This is a genomic window from Oscillibacter sp., from assembly GCF_032018205.1.
GTDB lineage: Bacteria > Bacillota > Clostridia > Oscillospirales > Oscillospiraceae > Oscillibacter.
Genome location: NZ_DALZOY010000001.1, coordinates 312,033 through 327,326 on the forward strand (window position 1 = coordinate 312,033; position 15,294 = coordinate 327,326).

The 15,294-nt window shown below is 57.7% G+C and carries 18 protein-coding genes; 12 read left to right on the top strand and 6 right to left on the bottom strand.

Annotated elements, in window-relative coordinates:
* Positions 1-11 precede the first annotated feature (11 nt).
* A complete protein-coding gene (locus tag RTU96_RS01380) occupies positions 12-887 on the top strand; it encodes a TPM domain-containing protein (RefSeq protein ID WP_312634525.1) in 876 nt (291 codons plus the stop codon).
* Positions 888-1,077: 190 nt separating this feature from the next.
* Positions 1,078-1,947 (top strand): DNA/RNA non-specific endonuclease, encoded by an 870-nt coding sequence (locus tag RTU96_RS01385; RefSeq protein ID WP_312634526.1) that lies wholly within the window; start codon positions 1,078-1,080, stop codon positions 1,945-1,947.
* Positions 1,948-1,998: 51 nt separating this feature from the next.
* Here RTU96_RS01385 and RTU96_RS01390 read toward each other — a convergent pair whose 3' ends face one another.
* A complete protein-coding gene (locus RTU96_RS01390) occupies positions 1,999-3,102 on the bottom strand; it encodes a PhnD/SsuA/transferrin family substrate-binding protein (protein WP_312634527.1) in 1,104 nt (367 codons plus the stop codon).
* Positions 3,103-3,269: 167 nt separating this feature from the next.
* On the opposite strand from RTU96_RS01390, the gene RTU96_RS01395 reads away from it, so the two are divergent.
* The 3 genes from RTU96_RS01395 to RTU96_RS01405 all read left to right on the top strand — a co-directional run bounded on the left by RTU96_RS01395 (position 3,270) and on the right by RTU96_RS01405 (position 5,609).
* Positions 3,270-3,554: a cupin domain-containing protein gene (locus RTU96_RS01395; RefSeq protein ID WP_312634528.1), complete on the top strand. Its 285-nt coding sequence runs from the start codon at positions 3,270-3,272 to the stop codon at positions 3,552-3,554.
* 11 nt (positions 3,555-3,565) lie between these two features.
* Positions 3,566-3,919 carry an Hpt domain-containing protein gene (locus RTU96_RS01400; protein ID WP_312634529.1) on the top strand — a complete coding sequence of 118 codons (354 nt, stop codon included), beginning with the start codon at positions 3,566-3,568 and terminating at the stop codon, positions 3,917-3,919.
* A 400-nt stretch (positions 3,920-4,319) separates the two neighbouring features.
* Positions 4,320-5,609 carry an ATP-binding protein gene (locus tag RTU96_RS01405; RefSeq protein ID WP_312634530.1) on the top strand — a complete coding sequence of 430 codons (1,290 nt, stop codon included), beginning with the start codon at positions 4,320-4,322 and terminating at the stop codon, positions 5,607-5,609.
* 115 nt (positions 5,610-5,724) lie between these two features.
* Here the strand turns inward: RTU96_RS01405 and RTU96_RS01410 are convergent, their stop codons facing one another.
* From RTU96_RS01410 to RTU96_RS01420, 3 genes are read right to left on the bottom strand one after another with little or no spacing between them, the layout of a single operon-like run.
* A complete protein-coding gene (locus RTU96_RS01410; RefSeq protein ID WP_312634531.1) occupies positions 5,725-6,435 on the bottom strand; it encodes an MBL fold metallo-hydrolase in 711 nt (236 codons plus the stop codon).
* Positions 6,435-6,746, bottom strand: a complete 312-nt coding sequence (locus RTU96_RS01415) for a YbjQ family protein (protein WP_312634532.1) — start codon at positions 6,744-6,746, stop codon at positions 6,435-6,437. The genes RTU96_RS01410 and RTU96_RS01415 overlap by 1 nt, the downstream gene beginning before the upstream one ends.
* A gap of 53 nt (positions 6,747-6,799) precedes the next feature.
* Entirely contained in the window at positions 6,800-7,060 is a 261-nt protein-coding gene (locus tag RTU96_RS01420; RefSeq protein ID WP_312634533.1) for a hypothetical protein, read from the bottom strand.
* A gap of 151 nt (positions 7,061-7,211) precedes the next feature.
* Here RTU96_RS01420 and mutY point away from each other — a divergent pair, with 151 nt between their 5' ends.
* The 6 genes from mutY to RTU96_RS01450 are packed head-to-tail and all read left to right on the top strand — an operon-like array spanning position 7,212 to position 11,435.
* Complete coding sequence (gene mutY / locus RTU96_RS01425) at positions 7,212-8,348, top strand: A/G-specific adenine glycosylase (RefSeq protein ID WP_312634534.1); 1,137 nt, start codon at positions 7,212-7,214, stop codon at positions 8,346-8,348.
* A complete protein-coding gene (locus tag RTU96_RS01430) occupies positions 8,320-8,802 on the top strand; it encodes a GNAT family N-acetyltransferase (RefSeq protein WP_312634535.1) in 483 nt (160 codons plus the stop codon). Before mutY ends, RTU96_RS01430 begins: the two co-directional genes overlap by 29 nt.
* A gap of 51 nt (positions 8,803-8,853) precedes the next feature.
* A complete protein-coding gene (locus RTU96_RS01435) occupies positions 8,854-9,336 on the top strand; it encodes a GNAT family N-acetyltransferase (RefSeq protein WP_312634536.1) in 483 nt (160 codons plus the stop codon).
* A gap of 22 nt (positions 9,337-9,358) precedes the next feature.
* Positions 9,359-9,943, top strand: coding sequence for a PF20097 family protein (locus RTU96_RS01440; RefSeq protein ID WP_312634537.1), 585 nt, complete (start codon positions 9,359-9,361; stop codon positions 9,941-9,943).
* A gap of 38 nt (positions 9,944-9,981) precedes the next feature.
* Entirely contained in the window at positions 9,982-10,569 is a 588-nt protein-coding gene (locus RTU96_RS01445; protein ID WP_312634538.1) for a thymidine kinase, read from the top strand.
* Positions 10,566-11,435 carry a 4Fe-4S cluster-binding domain-containing protein gene (locus RTU96_RS01450; RefSeq protein ID WP_312634539.1) on the top strand — a complete coding sequence of 290 codons (870 nt, stop codon included), beginning with the start codon at positions 10,566-10,568 and terminating at the stop codon, positions 11,433-11,435. The genes RTU96_RS01445 and RTU96_RS01450 overlap by 4 nt, the downstream gene beginning before the upstream one ends.
* 179 nt (positions 11,436-11,614) lie before the next feature.
* Here the strand turns inward: RTU96_RS01450 and RTU96_RS01455 are convergent, their stop codons facing one another.
* Positions 11,615-12,388 carry an IclR family transcriptional regulator gene (locus RTU96_RS01455; RefSeq protein WP_312634540.1) on the bottom strand — a complete coding sequence of 258 codons (774 nt, stop codon included), beginning with the start codon at positions 12,386-12,388 and terminating at the stop codon, positions 11,615-11,617.
* 268 nt (positions 12,389-12,656) lie between these two features.
* Between RTU96_RS01455 and RTU96_RS01460 the strand changes: the two genes are divergently transcribed.
* Positions 12,657-13,703: a site-specific integrase gene (locus tag RTU96_RS01460; protein ID WP_312634541.1), complete on the top strand. Its 1,047-nt coding sequence runs from the start codon at positions 12,657-12,659 to the stop codon at positions 13,701-13,703.
* A gap of 224 nt (positions 13,704-13,927) precedes the next feature.
* Here RTU96_RS01460 and RTU96_RS01465 read toward each other — a convergent pair whose 3' ends face one another.
* Positions 13,928-15,286, bottom strand: a complete 1,359-nt coding sequence (locus RTU96_RS01465) for a solute carrier family 23 protein (protein ID WP_312634542.1) — start codon at positions 15,284-15,286, stop codon at positions 13,928-13,930.
* Positions 15,287-15,294 lie beyond the last annotated feature (8 nt).

Here is a 15,294-nt window from a genome sequence, read left to right on the forward strand (position 1 = left end):
GGGGCGGGAATATGAAAAAGACAGGACTTTTTCTGCTTTTGGTGCTTGCCCTGACATTCGCGCTGCCCCTGCCCGCCATGGCGGCGGAGCTGGACGCGGTGACGGACGCGGCGGGCCTTTTGACGGAGACAGAGCGCGGGGAGCTGAACGACCGAGCGGAGGAGCTTGCCCAGCAATACCAGTGCGCGGTGTACATTGTCACGCTGGAAGACATGGAAGACATGGGCGGCAGCGATGCCTACGACCTTGCCACGGCTGTTTACACGGAGTACGACTTGGGCTACGGCGAGGAGAAGAGCGGGCTGCTGCTTCTTTTGAGCATGGCGGAGCGGGACTATGCCCTGATTGCTTACGGCTATGGAAACACCGCCTTTACCGACTACGGAAAGGACGTGCTGCTGGATGAGGATGTGCTTCCTCTTTTGGGAGAGGATGCGTATTACGAGGGCTTTTCCGCCTATCTGGATACGGCGGGGGAGTATCTGGGTCTGGCGCGGGACGGGAAGCCTTTCGACGTGGAAAACGCCCCGGGATACGATGAAACGGAGGGCCGCTATGAAACGGGCAGCGCATACGGCACAAATGCCCGGCCCAAGCATGATGATGAGGAATTTGCCATCAGGCTGGGCGCGGTAATTTTGGTGCCGCTGCTGCTGGCGGGCGGAATTTGCCTGTACTGGAAACGGCAGATGAATACCGCCGTGTCCGCCCGAACTGCCGACCGCTACATTCCCTCAGACGGTTTTCATCTCACTGGTCAGCAGGATACCTTCCTCTACCGCACCGAGACGCGCCGCAGAATTGAAAATCATACCTCCGGGGGCGGACACGCTGGGGGGACTTCTATGCGTTCGGGCGGCTTCTCCGGCAGAAGCGGAAAATTCTGACTGGGCGGCGGGGCGCCCGTTATACCCCGGCCGGGTGGACATGATTGTCGCCGCCCGCGTCCGGAAAGAGGTTATTCACCCGGGGCAGTGCCGCTTACGGCGACGGAAGAAAAAGTGTTCTTCCGTCGCCCGTTTTTCCATCTGCATCATACCGAGCCGAGTTTTAATAGTACCGATTAAAGGAGCGTTCATGAAAAAGGCACAGAGTATTTTTCTTCCGATTTTTCTCGCAGTTGCAGTTCTCTTTTCCGGCTGTGCTCCGGCGGCGCGGTCCCTTTCCTTTACACTTTCGGATGTGCCGGAGTTTTCCGACCAGCCCTACGTTCTGCTGAACGACAACCTGCCGGCTTTTCCAGATACAGATTACGAGGAAACCTCTTTTGAGGAATACAGTTCCTTGGATCTTTTGGGCCGGTGCGGCCCGGCCTATGCCTCTGTAAGCCCGGACACCATGCCTACAGAACCCCGGGGTGAAATCGGGCAGGTGAAGCCCTCCGGCTGGCACACGGTGAAATACGACCTTGTGGACGGCAAATACCTTTATAACCGCTGCCACCTGCTGGGCTATCAGCTTACAGGGGAAAATGCCAACGAGGAAAATCTGATCACCGGAACCCGGTACATGAACGTGGAAGGGATGCTGCCCTTTGAAAACGAAGTGGCCGACTATGTGCGCGAAACGGGGAACCATGTGCTCTACCGGGTTACGCCTGTTTTCGAGGGAACCGAGCTTGTGGCAAGGGGCGTTCAGATGGAGGCCGAATCCGTGGAGGACGGCGGCAAGGGCGTGCAATTTAACGTGTACGTCTACAACGCCCAGCCCGGCGTTACCATTGACTATGCCACGGGGAACAGCTATCTGACGGGCGAGAAGCCCTCGGCTTCCTCCGATACTTCAGAAGAGGAGAGCTATGTGCTCAACACGAAGTCCATGAAATTTCACCGCCCGGACTGCTCCGGCGTTCTCTCCATGAGCGAGAGCAACCGCCGGGACTATATCGGCAACCGGGAAGATTTGATGGGGGAGGGCTATACCCCCTGTGGACAGTGTAAGCCCTGAAGGCCGAAAAAGCACCGCCGGACAGGCGGTGCTTTTTTATCGCTCTAAGACTCAGCCGCCAAGAGTGGCAAGGCGGCGCATACCGTTCAGGTCGCCGTCGCTCACCGGAGCGGAAAAGACCCCGCCCAGCGCACCGGTCACGTCGCCCTGCACGCGGGACATCTCCTCCATCGCTGCCGCCAGAGCGGAGCGAAACTCCTCCCCGGTCAGTATCTCGTCTCCCGGACAAGCAGCTAAAATCGTGTCATAGTACTTCTCAGTAACGCCGATGACGGCGGTTTCGTCAAAAATTCCGCCGGGGCGCTGCAGCTCTCCCTGCCAGAAGGACGCCAAATACGGCCGTATGTCGGCAGGAATGACGGCCACGTCCGCATCTCCTGCGGCCAGCGCGGTCAGGAGATCTTGTCCGCTCCCACTCGGCAATGAGCTTACGGCCCTCCCGGTCAGGTCAGAGAGGGTGTTCCCTTCATAGTGATCCGCAAGCCACAGGTCGGTCATGTTTGTTTCATCCGGGGTCAGAAGCCACGCGGCCCGATCAAGCTCATCCCAAGTCAGGGGCGTGTCCGACGCGGCCCGGTTTGCCAACTGAAGGCCATAGTCTGACGGGCCTGCCAGAATCAGATATCGCTGCCCGCCGGAGTCTGCTTCGCTGTGAGTGCTTTCCGCGCTTTTCCAGTCGGCAGGGTCGGAGCTGTCGGGCAGGCCGCCGTGCTCGTGTGCCGTCAGCAGAGGGACGGCGGACCCGCCCGCCTCCACAAAGGAATCACCGGGCAGCACGGCTAAATCCACGCCACCCTCCTCCAGAGCCTGAGCTGTGGCCGCCGGAGACGCGCCCACGGTGACCTCTACCGCGCCAGCTTCCACGCCGTGGTTGGCCAGCGCGGATTTCAAAGCCTGCGGAAGGGCCTGGACGGCGTACATCAATGTGTCGGAAGAAAGTCCCTCCCGGCGGGTCAACTCCAGCCGCAGCGTTTCCAGCTTCAGCGGTTCGTCGGCGGAAGAAGAGGCGGACGAGGAAGCGGAGGTCGATCCGGTCCCCGCTTTGCAGGCGGACAGGCAGGATATCAGCAAAAGCGCCGCCAGCGCGGCCGCAACGTTTTTCATGGCAATTTCCTCCAGATAAATCATAGGCTCGTTGGCTGCAAGGGTAGACATTTTGGGGGCCGTGTGGTATGATAACCGCATAATTTTTGTCAGTTAATTGTATCATCGGATCCAGCCGGATGCAAGGCCGGCGGCAGAAAGAACAGGAGGAAATGGAAATGTATCAGCGCTCAGAAAATTGCCATCGCGAGGATCAAAACATACGCGGCGGGAAGGGCATGACCCACATCAAAGTTTTGGCAACACCGGATCAGATGTACGGCAAGGCCAGAATTTTCAACCACATGACCCTCGACCCGGGCTGCTCCTTCGGATACCATGCTCACGAGCATGAGACGGAGTTTTACTACATTCTAAGCGGAGAGGCGATCTTTAGCGACAATGGCACGGAAGTGATTCTCCACACCGGAGACATTGCCGAAACCGGCGGCGGCGATGCCCACAGCCTGGAAAACCGCGGCGACGTGCCGGTGGAGCTGATTGCTCTGATCATCAACGAATAAGGCGCGCATTTGTGAGCAAGCTGACCGATCAGCTCCGCGCCCACGGCGCGGACATGGACGGAGCCATGAATCGCCTTTTGGGCGATGAGGATCTGTACGCCATGTGCTTCGACCTGTTTTTAGAGGATACGGCCTTTGCCACGCTGGGTGTCGCGCTGGATGCGGGGGACCGTGCCGCCGCGTTTGAGGCGGCCCATTCACTGAAGGGTGTGGCCGGGAATCTGGGCCTGACCCGGATTTACCGGCTCAGCGGTGAGCTGGTGGAACCGCTGCGCGGCTGCGCAGCGGCAGAGACGGATCTTCCGGGCCTGTACGCAGACCTGATGGAGGAGCGCGCCGTACTGCGTCTTTTGACGGAGAAATAGATGGCCGACTCTTTTTACAAAGGGGCGGTGGGCCGCGCGTCAATCAGCCCACAGGCGCAGGGGAAATGAAAAAGGCCGCTTGAGGGGCCTTAGTTTTTTGAAAATAAGCGGAGCGGAGGAACTTGAATCCTTCGCTCCGCGTTTGCTGTTTTCCGGTTTCAGAACGAAAAGTGCCCCGGCTTTGTGAAAAGCTACGTCTCACAGACACTATTTTGCATGATTTATGTGCACAAAATCCGAAAAGTCATTTGACTCTTTGGGGGAATATGCTATAATAATAAATATCACAGATTTCTACCGATTTTGACCTGCCTGCGCCCAGAAACCGACGGGGCGGGGCTTGCGGGCGCGGCGAACAGGGAAATCCGCGTCCGAATGATATGAGAGGAAAGTGACCCGGATGGATCGTACGGCCTATGGGCATCTTAAAAAATGGAAAGAGCGGAAAACCCGCCGTCCGCTGATATTGCGGGGACCCAGACAGGTTGGTAAGACTTGGCTGCTGCGGGAGTTTGGCGAGAGGGAATATGCGCGGTGCGTATATGTGGATTTCGAAAGCAGTGTCCAGATTTCCGGTTTGTTTGACGAAAATCCTTCGGTGGACCGGATTGTCACGGAGCTGGAGCTGTATGCCGGATACAAAATCGACCCGGCAGAGACGCTGCTGGTGTTTGACGAGATTCAGGCCATTCCGCAGGCGCTGGCCTGCCTGAAGTTGTTTGGCAAGGAGGCGCCGCAGTATCATGTTCTCTGCGGAAGCAGCGGTCTGGACGCGGCAATCCGAAGCGGCGCACCCTTCCCTGCGGAGTGGGTGGAGGTTTTGGATTTGCACCCTCTGTCTTTTTTCGAGTTTCTCCGTGCAGTGGGCCGGGAGAAGTACGTGGAGATGCTGCGGGAAAGCCGCTATGACTTGACACCCAACTACCGTCAGGACTATATCCGATTTTTAAAATACTATTGCTTCGTGGGCGGTATGCCCGAAGCGGTCGGCGCCTTTGCGGCGGACCGCGATTTTTTTGCCGCCCGGGAGGCACAGACGCGCATTCTGTCCGTCTACGAGCAGAGTTTTTCAAAGTATGCGCCCATTGACGCGCTGCCTCGCATCCGAACGTTGTGGAGCAGCATTCCCCGGCAGTTGGACCGGGAGAACCGGAAATTTCTCTTTGGAGCCATGAAGGAAGGCGCCCGCGCCCGGGAGTTTGACGCCGCGCTGACATGGCTGACGGACAACGGCCTTGCCCGGGACATCCATCGGGCAGAGGTGCCGGAGTCGCCGCTGGTAGCCAGCGAGGATGCCCGGGCGTTTAAGCTGTATCTTTCGGATGTGGGCCTGCTTGGCTGTATGCTTGGTCTTCGGCAAGATATGCTGCTGGAGGGCAACTCCGTGTTCCAAGCCTATCACGGGGCGCTGACGGAGCAGTACGCGCTCCAGCAGCTCGACAGCCTGAACCAGATGGTCGTGTGCTACTGGATGGCTCCCCGAGGTACCGCGGAGGTGGAATTTCTGGTGGACAACGGGTTGGAGGCCATTCCCGTGGAGGTGGCGGTGGAGCAGAACCTCCAGTCCAAAAAGCTGAAGGTTTTCCGGGAGCGGTTTTTGCCGCGGCAGTCCATCCGTGCTTCCCTTGCGGACTATCGCCGGGAACAGGGACTTTTGAACCTGCCCCTCTGGGCGATTGAGACGCTGTAAAGTACAACTGGCGACTGCACGGTGATGCCCGGTAAAAATGAAGTACGCTTTGGCGAATCAATCGCCAAAGCGTACTTTTTCCTGTAAAGCGGGCAGGTTCCCATAAGACGGGTGCTCACAGGTCCCATTGCTGTCCCATCCGCTCCACTGGGAGCAGGGTTTCCGCCCATTGAGGATGTTCCTCCAAAAAGCGCTGCGTGGGGCTGAAATCCTTCCACTGATGCATGGGAATCAGCCGCTGAACTTCCGCCAGCTCCAAGAGATAGCAAAGGCCCCAGTCGGCGGCATTTCCCTGACGGGGGTCGAGTGGGGCAAAGGCCAAGTCGATGCGCCGTCCCCGGAGAGGTTCAATATACCGCTTAAAATCGGCCTCCATATTCCGGTTCCAGTCTCCCGGCTCTTCTTCCCAGTGCCACCAGTTCAGGTCCCCAGCATGGTAAAGGGTTTTTCCCTCACAGGTGATGATCAGCGCAACGCCCTCGTCGGTAGAGGGCAAAGTTTCCACCGTGACGCCGTGGGGCAGCTCCATGCGTTCGTTCCCATCCAACACGGCGCACTTATCCGCCGTTTCGGGAGAGAGTCCCCATTTTTCCCGGTTTTCGGCGGAAAGCTCGATGCCTCTCCCCAGCAGGAAGCGGACCTTGCGGCTCCCGTCGTCCAGAGAGAAAATTTTTGAGGTAAAGTGGTCGCCGTGGGCATGGCTTGCAAAGCAGAACAGCGGCTTGTCCGAAAGGGGCGGCAGTTCGCCTTTCCACCAGTCAAACAGGAGATAAACACCATCCAGCTCCACAAGAAAGCCGCTGTGGGCCAAAAATGTGATGCGCATTATTTGAATTTCACCGCCGTGCCGTAGGCCACAACCTCAGCCGCGCTTTGCATCACGGAAGAGGATGCGTACCGCAGGCCCACCACCGCGTCCGCGCCCAAATGCTCCGCCTCGTCCATCATGCGCTTTGTGGCAATGGCCCGGGCCTCGTCCAGCATGTCCGTGTAGCTTTTGATCTCGCCGCCCACCAACGTTTTCATCCCGGCCATAAAATCGTGGCCGAAGTTTTTGCTGAATACCACTGCACCCTTCACTGCCTCCAAGGCTTCCAGCTCCCGTCCGGGAATCGTCTCAATCGTAACCAGTTTCATTTGTAATTCCTCCTGTCACTTTATGTATATGCGCCGCCCGCACCGGTCCAAAATCAATAGCGCTTCGCGTCTTCTTCTTCTCCCTGGCCAAGCTCCCGCAGGCGCTGAATCAATGCACAAATCACGCCCACAATCACTGCCACGGGAAGCGCCAACAGCAGCGCCGCCACCGGCGCAGGCGGAATGCCCGCCGGGTCCGTTTCAAAGCCCCAGACCATCAGCCAAATCATGCCCAGCATCAGCACCGCCATGAAAACCGCGCAGGCAATGGGAGCGATGTAGCGCCCGGGGCCGCCTCTTTTTTTCCAATTCATAAAATCATCCTCCTGCTCCGACCGCGTATAAAGAGCTTCCGAAAAATTTTAAAAAGGGATATCCCCATGCAGCGAAATATGCTATACTTGGAGCATGGTTCCTCCTGAAGGACGGAGCCTTGAAATTTACTTTTCAGGAGTACAGTATATCATGCCCCGTACCCATCTGACAACTCTATCGGATATTGTTTCGCCGCTTCTTTTTTGGTATCGTGCGAATGCCCGGGACCTGCCTTGGCGGAAGACCCGGGACCCTTACCGTATTTGGGTGTCGGAGGTGATGCTCCAGCAGACAAGGGTTGCGGCGGTGTTGGGATATTATGGGCGGTTTTTCACTGCGTTTCCCACGGTGGAGGCGCTGGCGGACGCGTCGGAAGAGACGCTTCTCAAGCAATGGGAGGGCCTTGGCTATTACAGCCGGGCCAGAAATTTGCAGCGGGCGGCACGTCTTGTGGCTTTGACCATGGAGGGACGCTTCCCCAATACCTATGAGGGGCTTCTTGCCTTGCCGGGGGTCGGAGACTACACAGCCTCTGCTGTGGCCTCCGTGGCCTTCGGACTGCCGGAACCTGCGGTGGACGGCAACGTGCTCCGGGTGTTTACCCGGCTGACGGACTGTCATGACGACATTGCCGATTCCGGGACGAAAAAAGCCGTTCGGGAACAAATTGGCGCGGTGATGCCCGGAGAACCGGAAGATATCCGCATTTTCAATCAGGCGCTGATGGAGTTGGGGGCCGTGGTCTGCGTGCCGAATGGCCCGCCAAAATGCGTACAGTGCCCTCTTATGGCGCGCTGCCTTGGTCGAAGCCGGGGAACAGCGGAGCGTTTGCCGGTAAAGTCCCCCAAAAAGGCCCGGCGGATTGAGGAAAAAACCGTGTTCCTTTTCCTGCGGGGGGGAGAGATTGCTTTGCGCAAGCGGCCCGAGGGCGGTCTGCTGGCAGGGCTGTGGGAGTTTCCCAACGGAGAGGGCACGCTGGACGAGACGGCGGCGGCCGATCTGTGCGCCCGCTGGGCGCTTTCTCCCCGGGTATGGAAGCGCCGATTGACGGCGAAGCATATTTTTACCCATGTGGAGTGGCATATGACGTGTTATGTGCTGGAGGTTTCTGGCAACGGGCCGGAGGACTTTTTATGGGCGGACGGATTGGTGCTGGAACGGCTGGCCGTGCCATCGGCTTTCATCCGGATGAAGGAAGAGGCAAGAACCGCACTGGAGGAATACCATGGTGAAAAACAGCTTGAAGGAGGTCCTTCCCATGGGCTTGACGGTGGAGCTTGCATATGACTGTCAGGACGAGATTTGTTCGCTGTTTCAGGAATATACGGAGATGCTGGTGCGGAAGAGTCCATCCGTTGCGGACTATCTGAACCTCCAGCACTATGACGCCGAGCTTTGCGACCTTGAAGGCAAATACGGCCTGCCGGATGGGCGGGTGTATCTTGCGCGGGTGGACGGCGCTGCGGCGGGATGCGCCGCGCTGCGAAAGCTGGACGACACCCGCTGCGAGCTGAAGCGGATGTATGTCCGTCCACAATATCGCGGGCAGAAAATTTCCAGAGTGCTGCTGGACCGGCTTCTGGCGGACGCGCGAGAGATCGGCTATCAAAAAATGCTGCTGGACACCCTGCCGTTTTTGACACAGGCCATCACCATGTACCGGCGGCGGGGATTTCAGAATATCCCCTGCTATAACGACAGCCCCTTGCCGGAAACCATTTATATGGAGCTGGAGCTGTAAGTCTTAAAAGCCAGAGTTTGAAACGTAAGCGGAAAGCGAGGTACTGCTGGTATGTTGTTGACATTGGAATTGGCTTATGAACAGCCGGAGGTCATGCGCTCCATGATTCAGGAATACGTGGATACGCTGATTTTGGCAGTGCCGCCCTTCGCCTCGTATTTGCAGGTGCAGCACTGCGACGCGGAGCTGGCAAATCTGCGCCAAAAATACGGCAAGCCGGACGGGCGGCTCTATCTTGTCCGGGTGGATGGAACGCCTGCGGGCTGCGCCGCTTTGCGGCGGCTGGACAACGAGAGCTGCGAGGTGAAGCGGCTGTATGTCCGCCCTCGGTTTCGGAAGAAGGGCGCGGGCAGGGCGATGATGGAACGGCTGATTTCCGACGCGCGGGAGGTTGGTTACCGGCAGATGAAGCTGGACACCCTTCCCATGCTGCCCGACGCGCTCCGCCTGTTCCGCGCGCTGGGGTTTCAGGAGATTCCCCGGTATAACGACAGTCCGCTGCCGGGAACTATTTTCATGCAGCTTACGCTGTAACATCGTCAAAGGAGGCACTACCATGGCTTTTTGGAACCGGGACGAGGAAAGCGATTGGGAAAAGCACCAGAGAGCGAGGGAAAAGGAGGCGGATAAGGGGGAAAAACCCACCGTCTCCGACGAGTTCAAGGCGTATTTCAAGACCGTCCGTCAGGGCCTGGGCGCAGAGGACGGCTATGCCCAGCAGCCGGGAGAGAAGGACACGCCCTTGAAAACTTTTCTGTCCCGTTTAAGCCGGGACAAGCCGGAGGAGGAAGAGGGACCGCCGGAGAAATGCCCGTGGTGCGGCGGAGATATGGTCAAGGGCTATTTGTGGGGCGGACGGGGTGTGTACTGGCAGGAAAAAAAGCCGGGATTTTTCTCCAGCGGTTTTTTTGCGGAGACTGTGGACGTGTCCGAGCCGAGCGACTTTGGTTGTCAGTATAAAATCATGTGGCATTGTGCCGCCTGCCGCAAAATGGTGACGGACATCCGGGACCTGAATCCGCCGCTGGGCGAGAGGAAGCCGGAGGAGCATTCCCTTTCTTACGAAGAGCAGATCAGCGTGGCGGAGCACGGGGACGGCGAAGCGGAAGCTACGGCGAACGAAACGAAGGAAGAGAACTAAACGAAACGGAAGAGACATAAGAGGGAGAAAACAACTGCATGGCACAGCTATACTTCAAATACGGGGCTATGGGCTCCAGCAAAACGGCAAACGCACTGATGACCCGATTCAACTATGAGGAGCGAGGCCAGCAGGTGCTTCTGGTGAAGCCCCGGCTGGACCTGCGGGACGGGGACCATATGGTGTCCTCCCGCATCGGGCTGAAATATCCCTGCATCTATTTTGACGAGATGCAGAAAATCAATCCCATGGAATTGCAGCAAAACGCCTGCATCATTGTGGACGAGGCCCAGTTTCTCACCAAGGAGGAGGTAGACTACCTTGTCTCTCTGGTGGACGACGCGGGCATTCCCGTCATCTGCTATGGCCTGCGGGCGGACTTTAAGGGCGACCTGTTTCCCGGCAGCGAGGAGCTGCTGGTGATGGCGGATAAAATCGAAGAGGTGAAAACCATCTGCTGGTGCGGCAAAAAAGCTTCCTTTAACGCCCGGTTTGACAAAAGCGGCCGGGTGCTGAAGGAGGGGGCGCAGGTTGTGCTGGGAGCCAACGACCAGTACATCGGCCTGTGCCGCAAGCACTGGCGGGAAGGAAACCTTGGTCCCGATTTCAAGGTGGAGCAGCCGTGATTTGCAGCATTTGTCCCCGGAGCTGCGGGGCCGAGCGAACGGATACAGTTTCCGGCGGCGTGTGCCAAATGCCGCTGATCCCTGTGGCGGCGAAAGCCATGCTTCATTTATGGGAGGAGCCGTGCCTTGTGGGGGACCGGGGCGCGGGCTGCGTCTTTTTCTCCGGATGCAATCTGCGGTGCAGCTTTTGCCAGAACGGAAGTATCTCCCAAGGAGACTGTGGAAAGCCCGTAAGCGTCTCCCGCCTGCGTGAGATTTATGAAGAGCTGATTGAAAAGGGCGCGGCGTGCATCGACCTTGTAACCCCCACCCACTTTACGCCCGCTGTGGCCGAATCGCTGGATCGGCCTCTGCCGGTTCCCGTGGTGTGGAACTCCGGCGGCTATGAAAAGCCGGAGACGCTGGGGATGCTGGAGGGAAAGGTGCAGATTTACCTGCCGGATTTGAAGTATGCGCTGCCCGGACCCGCGAAGGAATACTCCGGCGCGGAGGATTATTTCCACTGGGCCAAGGCCGCGATTTTGGAGATGTTCCGCCAGACGGGGCCGTATCAGATGGAGAACGGACGGCTGAAATCCGGGGTTTTGATCCGTCATCTGGTGCTTCCGGGAGAGCTGGAAAACACCCGCCGGGTGCTGGACTGGGTGTCGTCCGCCTTTCAGCCGGGGGAGGTGCTGTTCTCGCTGATGGCCCAGTACACGCCCCAGCCGGGAGCAAAGGGGGCCCTTGCCCGTCGGGTGACAAGGGCGGAATATACCGCCGCCGCGCAGTATATGGAAAACTGCGGGATTACCGACGGCTATTTGCAGGAGCGCACCTCCGCCAAAGAGGAATACACGCCGGACTTTGACCTTTCCGGTATTTGAGAAAATCGCCCTCAACACGCTGAAAGCACGTCCTGTGCCTCACTGGGTGACTCGGCCCGTGTTGCTTAAGACGGTATCTAATTAAAAGGCCCGCCTGTCCGGTAAAAACCGGACAGGCGGGCCTTAACTTAGCGTGGAAGTAAATGCGATCTGCAAGCACAGCGTCAAACAGCGCGGTGCTATTTTCCCTGCCGATACCCCATGGCGCTGGAAATTTGGCCCGCGGTGGTCTGCGTAAGAAGCAAAGCGTCTCGAAATTCCCGGGACTGGGCTTTGTAGAACATGCCGATGATGCCCACGGCGTATTTCACCTGTCCGGAGGCATCCCGAATGGGCGCGGACACCGACCCCAGCCCGATTTTGTACTCCCCATCCTCCACGGCGTAGCCCTGCCGGCGGGCAGCTTCCAAATCCTTTGCAAGGTCCTTCCATGTGACAGGCGTGTGGGGCGTATAGGCGGAAAGGGGCTGGAGCTTCAGAATGCGCATGGCCTCGGATTCCGGCATGGCGGCGAGAAAAACCTTGCCCTGCGAGGTGCAGTGAAGCGGCAGGCGGGTTCCCACCTCGGACACCACCCGCAGCCCCGCCCGACTTTGAACCTGATCAATGGTAATGGCCTCGTTTCGGTTCAGCACGGACAAAAAGACCGACTCGCCGGTTTTGGATGCCAGATGCTGCAAAAAGGGCCGGGCCAGCTCCGAAATGCTCCACCCGGCGCTGACGGCGCAGCCGTATTCAAACAGGCGGACGCCCAAAAAGTATCGCCCGTCGGGCTGCTGCTCCACCGCGGAAGACTCCCGCATGGAAGAGAGCAGACCGTATACAGTGCTCTTGGGCCAGCCGGAGCGTTCGCTCAGCTCCGCGAGACTTAAAGGAGCCTTCGCCTCGGACAGAATGCCCAGCAGGCGAAACGCCTTTACGACAGACAAAACCAGCTTGCTTTCCCCCGGCATGGCGGCGTCCTCCTTCCACGGCTTTAAAAGTTGCGTTGCCGAAATTATAACAAATACACGGGACAAGTACAACTGGAATTTGATAATAACGACTGGATATTTGATATTGCCGAATGAATTTCTTGCACTTGCCAAAAGATTTGAAAGATGTCGCTGGAATTGCCCCACCGGGTGGGGAGATTTCATAAAACGGACGGAGGGGACGGCTTATTCCCTTGCCAGAGAGGGAGGATAATGGTAAAATAATAGGATAAAAGCAATTCATGAAATGAAAGATGAGGTTGAACAGCCAATGCCGGAGGAGAACAGGAGCTGCGTGCTGGGGGACCAGCTTCATAAGGGGATGACCGTCCGGGGCGTATTTGAGCTGTGGCTGGCTGCGGCCCGCAAAGAGGTGAACGCCGCTTCTTATGCGAATTACGAGCGGATTGTCCGGCGGCATATTTTGCCGTGTCTGGGAGAAGCGGTGGTGGACTATCTGACCGTGGCGGACATTCGTGGTTTTTTGGACGAGCGGCTGCGCAGTGGACGGATGGATGGGAAAGGCGGACTGTCCCGAAAGACCGTGTCGGATATTTCCCGCGTGCTGAACGCGGGAATGAAGCTTGTCAACTGGGACCCCGATTTATCCCATGGCGGAAGGGTGTTTGTGAAGTCCATGCACCCCAAGCGGGACACGGATACTCTGACGGACCGCCAGGTTGCGGCCTTAACAGAATACCTGACGGAAAATCTGGACCGCAGCAATGCGGGCTTTCTGCTGTGCCTTTACACGGGGATCAAGCTCAGCGAAATCTGTGCGCTGAGGGACTCTGATTTTTTGCTGGAGGAGGACCGGCTTCAGGTCCGCCGCACTCTTCAGCGGGTCACAATGCGGCAGAGCTGCGGCGACCCAGACGGCGCCGAGGGGCGGCAGGACACTGTTGCGTATGACCCGGAAGACAGCGGATACCGCGATTTGGCGCTGGCTACCGGGCTGTCCATGCAGATGTGGACGCTGCTGCGGGGCGGAGACGGGACGGCGTACTTTCTGACGGGAACCGACGACCAGCCGCTGGGACCGCGCACCTATCAGTATCGCTTTCAGAGCATGCTCTCAAGCTGCGGCCTGCCACAAACTGTGAATTTTCATATGCTCCGCCATACCTTTGCCCTAATGTGGATGAGCAGCGGCGGAGAGCTTGGGGCGCTTAGCCGCGCGCTGGGACACGGCTCTGTAAAGACCACGCAAGCCCGCTATGAGGGCCTGCTTCAAACGGTGGAGCCGATCGCGCCCGACCATGCGAAGCTGATTAGCCCAAGCGCGGTAAGATAAACGGCAGGCACGCGGGATGTGCCGCACATTAGAAATATACGCAGCCATAACTTGACAAAACAGGCGCCGAGAGTATTCTCGGCGCCTGTTTCTTATTAAACAACAGGAGGGGAACCCAATTGCTGGGTCAATGCCTGATGCTTTCTTATCTGCGGGAAAGCGACAGATTCAACAAGCGTCCAAAAATGCTGCGCATGAGGCAATCATAATTTCCCCGGACATGCTTAGCTTTCGTAGCACTTGGGGTCCTTGGGCAGGAAAATCTCCAGAATCAGCCCCACAACAAACACGCCTGCTACCATGTTGTTTGCGAAGATTTCGCCGATCATGCTTGGCATGTAATCAAAGAAACCGTCCACCTGCGTCACGCCCACGCCAAGACAAAGGGACGTTGCAGTAATCAGGGTGTTGCGGTTGCTCATGCCTGCCTCATGCATCATCTTGATGCCGGACATCATGATGGAACCAAACATGATGACGGTGCAGCCGCCCAGTACGCAAGCCGGAAGCGTGGTGAAAAAAGCGCCGATGGGCGGAAACAGGCCGCCAAGGATCATCGCCAGTGCGCCGAACATAATGCAGAAGCGATTCACCACATGGGTCATGGAGATCAGTCCCACATTCTGGCTAAAGGAGGTGATTGGCGAGCAGCCGAACACGCCGCCGGAAACCGCGGAAATAAATCCGTCCACGCACAAGGAGCCGGAAACCTCTTTGGCGGTGATGTCGCGGCCAAGGCCGCCAGTGCAGGTGGCTGTGGTGTCGCCGATGGTTTCCACGGCGGAGACGATGAATACAAGACAGAAGGAGACGATGGAGCCGATTTCAAACTGCGGCTTGAACGCCACCAACTGCGGAACGGCAACCACGCCGAGGGACTGCACGGTGGAGGACATTGTGCCGAAATCCACCATGCCGAAGAAAATAGAGACGATGTAGCCCACCAGCATACCAAACAGAACATAGAGCTGCTTGGCGATTCCTTTTAGCGAGGTGTGGAAGATGAATGCGGAGGTAAGGGTAATCACCGCCACAAGCAGATTCTGCCAAGAGCCCAGCGGGTAAGCGGAGGAAGAGGCAAAGGAGGAAACGCCCACGCTCAGGATACTCAGACCAATGGAAACCACCACGCAGGCGGAGAGAATCGGCGTAATAATTTTGCGCCAGTATTTTGCCGTCAGGCCAAGAACGCCCTCAAAGCAGCCGCCCACGATAATGGAGCCGACCATGATGCCGTAGTCCTTAGACGCCGCCGACAGGCAGGCGGCAAGGAAAGTAAAGCTGAGGCCCATGACAACCGGCAGTCCGGAGCCGAGAAAACCGATGGGATAAAGCTGTACCATGGTTCCGATTCCGGCGATAATCATGCAGTTTTGAATCAGGCGCGCCGTTTCTATCGCGGTAAAGGGCTGTCCATTGTACACTGCGACGGATGCGATAATGATGAGCGGTGTCACATTTGCCACGAACATGGCAAGCACATGCTGTAGGCCGAAGGGAATTGCTTTGCCGATGGGGACCCGGCCGTCCAGGCGGTAGACATTCTCTACACTGACGTCCTCCGAACGCGAAATTTTCCTCATCTAACAAG

Coding starts and splice junctions, on each gene's coding strand:
- RTU96_RS01430 (WP_312634535.1), top strand. CDS start 8,320: ATGGGCTTGACGGTGGAGCTTGCATATGACTGTCAGGACGAGATTTGT.
- RTU96_RS01460 (WP_312634541.1), top strand. CDS start 12,657: ATGAAAGATGAGGTTGAACAGCCAATGCCGGAGGAGAACAGGAGCTGC.
- RTU96_RS01435 (WP_312634536.1), top strand. CDS start 8,854: ATGTTGTTGACATTGGAATTGGCTTATGAACAGCCGGAGGTCATGCGC.
- RTU96_RS01380 (WP_312634525.1), top strand. CDS start 12: ATGAAAAAGACAGGACTTTTTCTGCTTTTGGTGCTTGCCCTGACATTC.
- RTU96_RS01410 (WP_312634531.1), bottom strand. CDS start 6,435: ATGCGCATCACATTTTTGGCCCACAGCGGCTTTCTTGTGGAGCTGGAT.
- RTU96_RS01385 (WP_312634526.1), top strand. CDS start 1,078: ATGAAAAAGGCACAGAGTATTTTTCTTCCGATTTTTCTCGCAGTTGCA.
- RTU96_RS01455 (WP_312634540.1), bottom strand. CDS start 12,388: ATGCCGGGGGAAAGCAAGCTGGTTTTGTCTGTCGTAAAGGCGTTTCGC.
- RTU96_RS01390 (WP_312634527.1), bottom strand. CDS start 3,102: ATGTCTACCCTTGCAGCCAACGAGCCTATGATTTATCTGGAGGAAATT.
- mutY (WP_312634534.1), top strand. CDS start 7,212: ATGCCCCGTACCCATCTGACAACTCTATCGGATATTGTTTCGCCGCTT.
- RTU96_RS01440 (WP_312634537.1), top strand. CDS start 9,359: ATGGCTTTTTGGAACCGGGACGAGGAAAGCGATTGGGAAAAGCACCAG.
- RTU96_RS01395 (WP_312634528.1), top strand. CDS start 3,270: ATGACCCACATCAAAGTTTTGGCAACACCGGATCAGATGTACGGCAAG.
- RTU96_RS01405 (WP_312634530.1), top strand. CDS start 4,320: ATGGATCGTACGGCCTATGGGCATCTTAAAAAATGGAAAGAGCGGAAA.
- RTU96_RS01465 (WP_312634542.1), bottom strand. CDS start 15,286: ATGAGGAAAATTTCGCGTTCGGAGGACGTCAGTGTAGAGAATGTCTAC.
- RTU96_RS01445 (WP_312634538.1), top strand. CDS start 9,982: ATGGCACAGCTATACTTCAAATACGGGGCTATGGGCTCCAGCAAAACG.
- RTU96_RS01420 (WP_312634533.1), bottom strand. CDS start 7,060: ATGAATTGGAAAAAAAGAGGCGGCCCCGGGCGCTACATCGCTCCCATT.
- RTU96_RS01415 (WP_312634532.1), bottom strand. CDS start 6,746: ATGAAACTGGTTACGATTGAGACGATTCCCGGACGGGAGCTGGAAGCC.